The sequence below is a fragment of the Halomonas sp. 707D4 genome, assembly GCF_024158685.1.
In the GTDB taxonomy this organism is placed as follows: Bacteria; Pseudomonadota; Gammaproteobacteria; order Pseudomonadales; family Halomonadaceae; genus Vreelandella.
Genome location: NZ_JAMZBD010000145.1, coordinates 1 through 6,882 on the forward strand (window position 1 = coordinate 1; position 6,882 = coordinate 6,882).

Sequence of the window (6,882 nt, forward strand, 5' to 3'; positions counted from 1 at the left end):
CGCCTGACCCTCGCTCGGGTACGCGACGAGCTCGAGATCAGCGTCGAGCGGCGTACCCGCGACCTGATGGCCAGTAACCAGCTGCTCTCCGCCGAGATCGACGAGCGCCGCCGTGCCGAGGCGAACCTGCGCCAGACCCAGGACGAGCTGATCCAGGCTGCTAAGCTTGCCGTGCTGGGCCAGCTGGCTGCCGGCATCAATCACGAGCTCAACCAGCCGCTGGCAGCGATTCGCGCCTACGCCGAGAACGCCCGGCGCTTCATCGAGCTTGCACGTGTCGACCAGGCCGACGCCAACCTCGCCCAGATCGTCGAGCTGACCGAGCGCATGGCCGACATCAGCGCGCAGCTTCGTCAGTTCTCGCGCAAGAGCGGCGAGCGCCACGAAAGCATCGCCGTGCAGGCCTGCATCCACTACGCGCTACGCCTGTTTCACAGCCGCCTGCGCGACGAGCGCGTCGAGGTCATCGAGCGGCTGCCTCACGAGCCTCTGTGGGCCATCGGCGATCTGGTCCGCCTGGAACAGGTGCTGGTGAACCTGATCGGCAATGCCCTGGCCGCCATGAAGGAACGCCCCGCCCCGACGCTGACCTTGAGCGCCGAGCGCGAGGTCGACGGCGTCGTCATCCACGTGCAGGACAACGGCCCGGGCATCGTCGAGGAGCACCTGACGCGCATCTTCGAACCCTTCTTCACCACCAAGGCACCCGGCAAGGGCCTGGGGCTCGGGCTTTCGATCTCGTCGCGCATCATGGACGATCTCGGCGGCACCCTCACGGCGACCAACGCCCCGGAAGGCGGCGCGCGCTTTACCCTGACCCTGCCTGCGGCCGCGCCGCCGGGCACCGACTCACTGGAGAGCCGCCATGCATGAAGCGCCCCCCCTGCCGGTGATGATCGTCGACGACGAGACTCACCTGCGCATCACCGCCGCCCAGACGCTGGCGCTCGCCGGCTACGCGCCGCAGGTCTTCGAATCCGCCGAGCAGGCGCTCGACGCCCTGGCCCGCCACTTCCCCGGCGTGGTGGTCAGCGACATCCGTATGCCCGGCATGGACGGCATGGCGCTGCTGCACGAGATCAAGCGCCGCGACCCCACGCTTCCGGTGATCCTGATCACCGGCCACGGCGACATCTCCACCGCCGTGGAAGCCATGCGCGCCGGCGCCTGGGACTTCCTGGAAAAACCCTTCGCCGGGGAGCAACTGCTGGACGTGGTACGTCGCGGTATCGAAAAGCGCCAGCTGAGCCTCGAGAACACTCGCCTCAAGGCGGAGCTCGAAGCGCAGCAGGCGGCCCTCGGCCCGCGCTTGGTGGGGCGCACGCCGGTGATCTCGCACCTGGCGGCGATGATCCAGCGCATCAGCCAGGTGGAAACCGACGTGCTGCTGTTCGGCGAGACCGGCACCGGCAAGGACCTGGTCGCCCGAGCGATCCACGAGCGCAGCGCCCGGCGCAACCACCCGTTCATGGCGATCAACTGCGGCGCGGTGCCGGAGCACACCATCGAGTCGGAGCTGTTCGGCCACGAGCGCGGCGCCTTCACCGGCGCGGTGGAAAGGCGCATCGGCAAGTTCGAGCACGCCAACGGCGGCACCGTGTTTCTCGACGAGATCGAGTCGATGCCGCCGGCGCTGCAGGTGAAACTCTTGCGCGTGCTGCAGGAGCGAAGCGTGGAGCGCCTGGGGGCCAACGAGACGATCGCGCTGGACATTCGCGTCATCGCCGCCACCAAGGTGGACCTCAAGGTCGCCGCCGACGAGGGTCGCTTTCGCGAGGATCTCTACTATCGCCTCGACGTCGTCACCCTGCCACTGCCCGCCCTGCGCGAGCGCCGCGAGGACATTCCGCTGCTGTTCCAGCACTTCGCGGTGGTCGCCGCCAACCGCAGCGGCCTGGAGGCGCCGACGCTGGACAACCACGCCGTGGCCACGCTTCTGGCTCACGACTGGCCCGGCAACGTGCGCGAGCTTCGAAACCTCGCCGAGCGCTACGTGCTGCTCGGCGCGGCCTTCGACTACCGCCTCGACGTACTGCTCGCCGGCGAGACCGCAAGCGTCGCGGAACCCACCCTGCCCCGCCAGGTGGAGCTGTTCGAGAAGAGCCTGATCAGCCAGTCACTGGCGCGCCACCAGGGCCGGGTGACCGATGTCTGCCGCCAACTGGGCCTGCCGCGCAAGACCTTCTACGACAAGCTCAAGAAGCACGGGCTCAGCGCCGAGGACTATCGCCACAGCAGCGATCCCTGATGCAAGAGCTCGCCCAGCACCCCCCAGGGCGGCACCCAGGGAATCACCGTCAAGAGCGCGATCAGCATCAACAGGTTCGACACCGGTCGGCGACTGTCACCGAGCTTCATCGCCGTGCCGAAGGAGCGCTTCAGGCGCGCGCCCTCGAGATCGACGCTGAACAGCTCGTCGAGCCCCAGGTGAATCAGAAAGCCCAGCAGCACCGCCGCCCCGTGGGACCAGGCGAGCCAAGGCGGCTGGACCAGCAGGTGAAAGCTGACCGCGGCCGTGGCGAAGGCACACAGCGCCCCGGCCAGCAGCGAATGCCAGATGCCGCGGTGCACCGTCAGCTTGGAGAACAGAAGCCCCGCCAGGTAGCGCACCCCGAAATAGATGCCCCCGCAGGCGACGAGCAGCGCCCCCGGCGTGAGCCAGGGCTGGAGCAGCAATACGCCCAGTACCAGAGAGGGCACGGAGAGCAGGTTGAAGATCAAGCGAATGGATTTGGAGCGGTCGGCATCGATGTCCGGAAGAATGCCGCCGAAGGCCACCAGGGCGATGACCAGCAGCGCCTGGGAGGGCGACCACCACTGATGGTGATGACCCGCATAGGCCAGCAGCGTGCCGCCCGCCGCTGCCACGCTGATGTGCGTGCGAAAGTTCGCCATGTCGCGGCACCCTACAAACTGTATAAATTAACAGATTATAGACGTCCGCGACACGTCTTGAACACAAAAAAGAGTGCCCGGCCAACCGTTTAGGGTGTGCTTGTCACCGTTTCGGCCAGGTACTCGTCCTTGAGCTTCACGTAGTTGCCTGCGGTGTAGGTGAAAAACGCCCGCTCCTTCTCCTTCAAGGGGCGCAACGCCTTCGCCGGATTGCCCGCGTAGACGAAGCCGCTCTCGAGCCGCTTGCCTGGCGTGACCACGGCGCCAGCGGCGATGATCACCTCGTCCTCGACCACCGCGCCATCCATCACGATCGCTCCCATCCCCACCAGGATGCGGCTACCGAGCGTCGCGCCATGCAAGAGCGCCTTGTGGCCGATGGTCACGTCGTCGCCGACGGTCAGCGAAAAGCCCTCCGGGTTGAAGTCGCTGGCGTGGGTGATGTGCAGCACGCACCCATCCTGCACGCTAACCCGGGCGCCGAGTCGGATGCGGTGCATGTCGCCGCGAATCACCGCCATCGGCCATACCGAGCAGTCGTCGCCAAGCGTGACATCCCCGATCACTACGCTCGACGGGTCGACGAACACCCGCTCGCCGAGCCGGGGAAAATGGTCCTTGAATGCTCTCAACGCCTTGCTCATGCGCTCTCCTCTTGCGCCTTCGGCCTCACAGGGCCAGCACGCCGCCGATCAGCACCACGACGGTCAACGGAATGGATACAAATCGCAGCGTAGCACGCCACAGTCGAAAGCCTCGAGTGCCGGCGCCGAGTGCCTTCACCGCGTGCGCCTCGGGCAGCACCCAGGCGGCGAAGATGGCGATCAAGAGCCCGCCCAGCGGCAGAAAGACGTCCGGTGGAATCGAGCTCAGAAGCTCGAACACATTGCGCCCGAGCAGCGGGCGGAACTCCGCCAGCGTCGAGAACGACAGCGCCGCCAGCACCCCCACCAGCCAGACCCCGAGAGCGACCGCCGCGGTGCTCAGGCTGCGCCGCCAGCCAAGCCCGGTGAGCGTGGCCACCATGGGTTCGGCCAGGTTGATCGCGGAGGTCCAGGTCGCCAGCAGCAAGAGCAGGAAAAAGCCGCAGAGCCAGAGGCTCCCGAAAGGCAGCTCGGCGAAGGCGATGGGCAGCGTGACGAACATCAGCCCCGGGCCTTCGCTCGGGTCGAGCCCCTGGGCGAAGACGATCGAGAAAATCGCGATGCCCGCCAGCAGCGCCACGAGGATGTCGAGCACCGCCACCGCGAAGGCCGCCCGGGTCAGGCTCTGCTCCTCGGGCATGTAAGCGCCGTAGGCCATCAACGCGCAGGCGCCCACCGCCAGGGTGAAGAACGCATGCCCCATGGCGTGGAAGACCACCATGGCATCGAGCGCTGCGAAGGAGGGCAGAAACAGCCAGCGCAGCGTCTCGCCGAAACCCGCCGTCGTGGCGCCATAGCCCGCCAGCACCAGCAGCAGCAGGTAGAGCAGCGGCATCAGGACGTTGTTGAGCCGCTCGAGGCCCTTGGACACCCCGGCGGCCACCACCGTCATGGTGATGAACAGAAACAGCGAGTGGTTGAACACCAGAAGCCCGGGATTGGCCAGAAAGGCGTCGAAGCTCGCGCCGATCGCCTCGGGGCCCTGGCCGTCGAAGTTGCCGTTGACCGAGGCGACCAGGAACTCGATCGACCAGCCCGACACCACCGAGTAGAACGACAGGATGCAGAATACCGTCAGCGCCCCGAATAGCCCCAGGTAGCGCCAGCGCGGGCTCGCCCCGCTTGTGGCGGCAAGGCTTGCCAGCGAGCGCATGGGGCTTTGCCGCCCGGCGCGGCCGATGAGAATCTCCGCCATCATCACTGGAATGCCGAGCAGCAGCACGAAGCCGACGTAAAGCAGCAAGAACGCCGCGCCGCCGTTCTCCCCGGCGATATAGGGAAAGCGCCAGATATTGCCAAGCCCCACCGCCGCCCCGGTCATCGCGAGGATAAAGGCGCGCTTCGACCCCCAGCGCTCCAGCGTGTCGTTCATCGTCTGCCTCACCCATGGCATCATAGAAGGTCGGCAAGCCTAGCAGGCGCCCGCGCAAAGGCCAATCCTTCCCCCTACCGGCGCCGATCCCGGCGGCGCCATTGAAAGCGGGGCCGAGTGCCCGCATTTTCCGGTAAAGCGCAGCGCGCTTCCCATTTCCGTCGACGAGGTGCCCCCATGTCCCGCAACCCCCTGCTCGAGTCGCATACGCTTCCCCCCTTCGCCGAGATTCGCGCCGAGCACGTGGTGCCGGCCATCGAAGCGCTGCTCGCCGAAAGCCGCGAAGCCATCGAGCGGCTCGCCGAGCGTGCGACGACCCAAGCCCCCACCTGGGAGAACTTCGCCGCGCCGCTCGAGGCGGTCAACGACCGTCTCTCCCAGGCCTGGTCGCCGGTGGCGCACCTCAACGCCACCATGAACTCGCCGGAGCTGCGCAAGGCCTATGAAGCGTGCATCGAGCAGCTCTCCGCCTTCGGCACCTGGGTCGGTCAGCACGAGGGACTCTTTCATGCCTGGCAGGCGCTGAAGCAGGAGCCGACCTGGTCGACGCTCGATAGCGGCCAGCAGCGCACCGTGGAGAACGCCCTGCGCGATTTCCGCCTCGCCGGGGTCGATCTTCCCGCCGACAAGAAAGCCCGCTACGGCGAGATTCAGGCGCGGCTTTCCAGCCTTTCCAACCAGTTCTCCAACCACGTGCTCGACGCTACCCAGGCCTGGTACAAGGACCTCGACAGCGACGAACGCCTGGCCGGGGTGCCGCCGAGCGCCCGCGAGACGCTCAAGGCGCTCGCCGAGGCGAAGGGGGTCGAAGGCTATCGCATCACGCTGGACTTCCCGAGCTTCTTCCCGATCGTCAGCTACGCCGACGACCGGGCGCTGCGAGAGGAGGTCTACACCGCCTTCGTCACCCGCGCCTCCGACCAAGGCCCGAATGCCGGTGCCTTCGACAACGCCGCCATCATCGAGGAGCTTCTGGCGCTGCGCCAGGAGCTTGCCCATCTGCTGGGCTTTAAGACCTACGCCGACCTGTCGCTGGCCACCAAGATGGCCGAATCGCCGGCCCAGGTGCTCGCGTTTCTCGACGACCTGGCCCGCCGCGCCAAGCCCCAGGCCGAAGAGGAGTTCGACGAGCTTGCGCGCTTCGCCCGCGACGAGCTCGGCATCGAGAGCCTTGCGCCTTGGGACGTCGCCTACGCCAGCGAGAAGCTGCGCGAGGCGCGCTACGCGATCAACCAGGAGCAGCTTCGCCCCTACTTCCCTGCCCCGCGCGTGGTCGACGGGCTCTTCCAGGTGCTCGAGCGCCTCTATGGCCTGCAGGTCGAAGAGGACACCGCCGTACCGCGCTACCATTCGGACGTGCGCTATTTCGAGATTCTCGACGACGGCGCGCCGATCGCCGGCTTCTATCTGGATCTTTACGCCCGCGAAGGCAAGCGCGGCGGCGCCTGGATGGCGGACTGCCGCGTGCGCCGCGAAGGCGAGCACGGCCTGCAATTGCCGGTGGCGTTTCTGACCTGCAACTTCACGGCTCCCGTGGGCGGCAAGCCTGCACTTCTGACCCACGACGAAGTGACGACGCTGTTCCACGAGTTCGGCCACGGCCTGCATCACATGCTCACCAAGCAGACGATCGCCGACATTTCCGGCATCAACGGGGTGGCCTGGGACGCCGTCGAATTGCCCAGCCAGTTCATGGAGAACTACTGCTGGGAGCGCGAAGGGCTCGACCTGCTGGCTCGCCACGTGGACACCGACGAACCGCTTCCCGAGGCGCTGTTCGAGCGCCTGATGGCAGCCAAGAACTTCCAGTCCGCCATGGGCATGATGCGCCAGCTCGAGTTCTCGATCTTCGACCTGCGCCTGCATCACGAGCTCGAGACGCCGACGGCCGCTGACGTCCAGGCGCTGCTCGACGAGGTGCGCCGCCAGACCTCGGTGGTGCCGACCGCCGCCTTCAACCGCTTCCAGAAC

General features: G+C 67.0%; 6 protein-coding genes. 3 read left to right on the top strand and 3 right to left on the bottom strand.

Annotated features, from left to right (window positions below):
* Together BIS11_RS08115 and BIS11_RS08120 are read left to right on the top strand one after the other, a co-directional pair.
* Positions 1–873 (top strand): sensor histidine kinase (locus tag BIS11_RS08115; RefSeq protein ID WP_253585903.1); only part of this gene is annotated, 873 nt, incomplete at its 5' end.
* A complete protein-coding gene (locus BIS11_RS08120) occupies positions 866–2,248 on the top strand; it encodes a sigma-54 dependent transcriptional regulator (protein WP_253585904.1) in 1,383 nt (460 codons plus the stop codon). The genes BIS11_RS08115 and BIS11_RS08120, both read left to right, overlap by 8 nt.
* Here the strand turns inward: BIS11_RS08120 and BIS11_RS08125 are convergent.
* The 3 genes from BIS11_RS08125 to BIS11_RS08135 all read right to left on the bottom strand — a co-directional run bounded on the left by BIS11_RS08125 (position 2,224) and on the right by BIS11_RS08135 (position 4,911).
* Positions 2,224–2,895 carry a metal-dependent hydrolase gene (locus BIS11_RS08125; RefSeq protein ID WP_253423847.1) on the bottom strand — a complete coding sequence of 224 codons (672 nt, stop codon included), beginning with the start codon at positions 2,893–2,895 and terminating at the stop codon, positions 2,224–2,226. The genes BIS11_RS08120 and BIS11_RS08125 overlap by 25 nt on opposite strands.
* Positions 2,896–2,984: 89 nt before the next feature.
* On the bottom strand, positions 2,985–3,539 hold the full coding sequence (locus BIS11_RS08130; RefSeq protein WP_253423849.1) for a gamma carbonic anhydrase family protein: 555 nt from the start codon (positions 3,537–3,539) through the stop codon (positions 2,985–2,987).
* Between the two features lie 25 nt (positions 3,540–3,564).
* On the bottom strand, positions 3,565–4,911 hold the full coding sequence (locus BIS11_RS08135) for a sodium-dependent transporter (RefSeq protein ID WP_253423852.1): 1,347 nt from the start codon (positions 4,909–4,911) through the stop codon (positions 3,565–3,567).
* Between the two features lie 177 nt (positions 4,912–5,088).
* On the opposite strand from BIS11_RS08135, the gene BIS11_RS08140 reads away from it, so the two are divergent.
* Positions 5,089–6,882: M3 family metallopeptidase (locus tag BIS11_RS08140; RefSeq protein ID WP_253585905.1), on the top strand; the 1,794-nt coding region annotated here is incomplete at its 3' end.

What these genes read in the sequence shown, in the direction of transcription:
- BIS11_RS08135 (WP_253423852.1), bottom strand. Translation starts at nt 4,911, where the DNA reads ATGAACGACACGCTGGAGCGCTGGGGGTCGAAGCGCGCCTTTATCCTC.
- BIS11_RS08120 (WP_253585904.1), top strand. Translation starts at nt 866, where the DNA reads ATGCATGAAGCGCCCCCCCTGCCGGTGATGATCGTCGACGACGAGACT.
- BIS11_RS08130 (WP_253423849.1), bottom strand. Translation starts at nt 3,539, where the DNA reads ATGAGCAAGGCGTTGAGAGCATTCAAGGACCATTTTCCCCGGCTCGGC.
- BIS11_RS08125 (WP_253423847.1), bottom strand. Translation starts at nt 2,895, where the DNA reads ATGGCGAACTTTCGCACGCACATCAGCGTGGCAGCGGCGGGCGGCACG.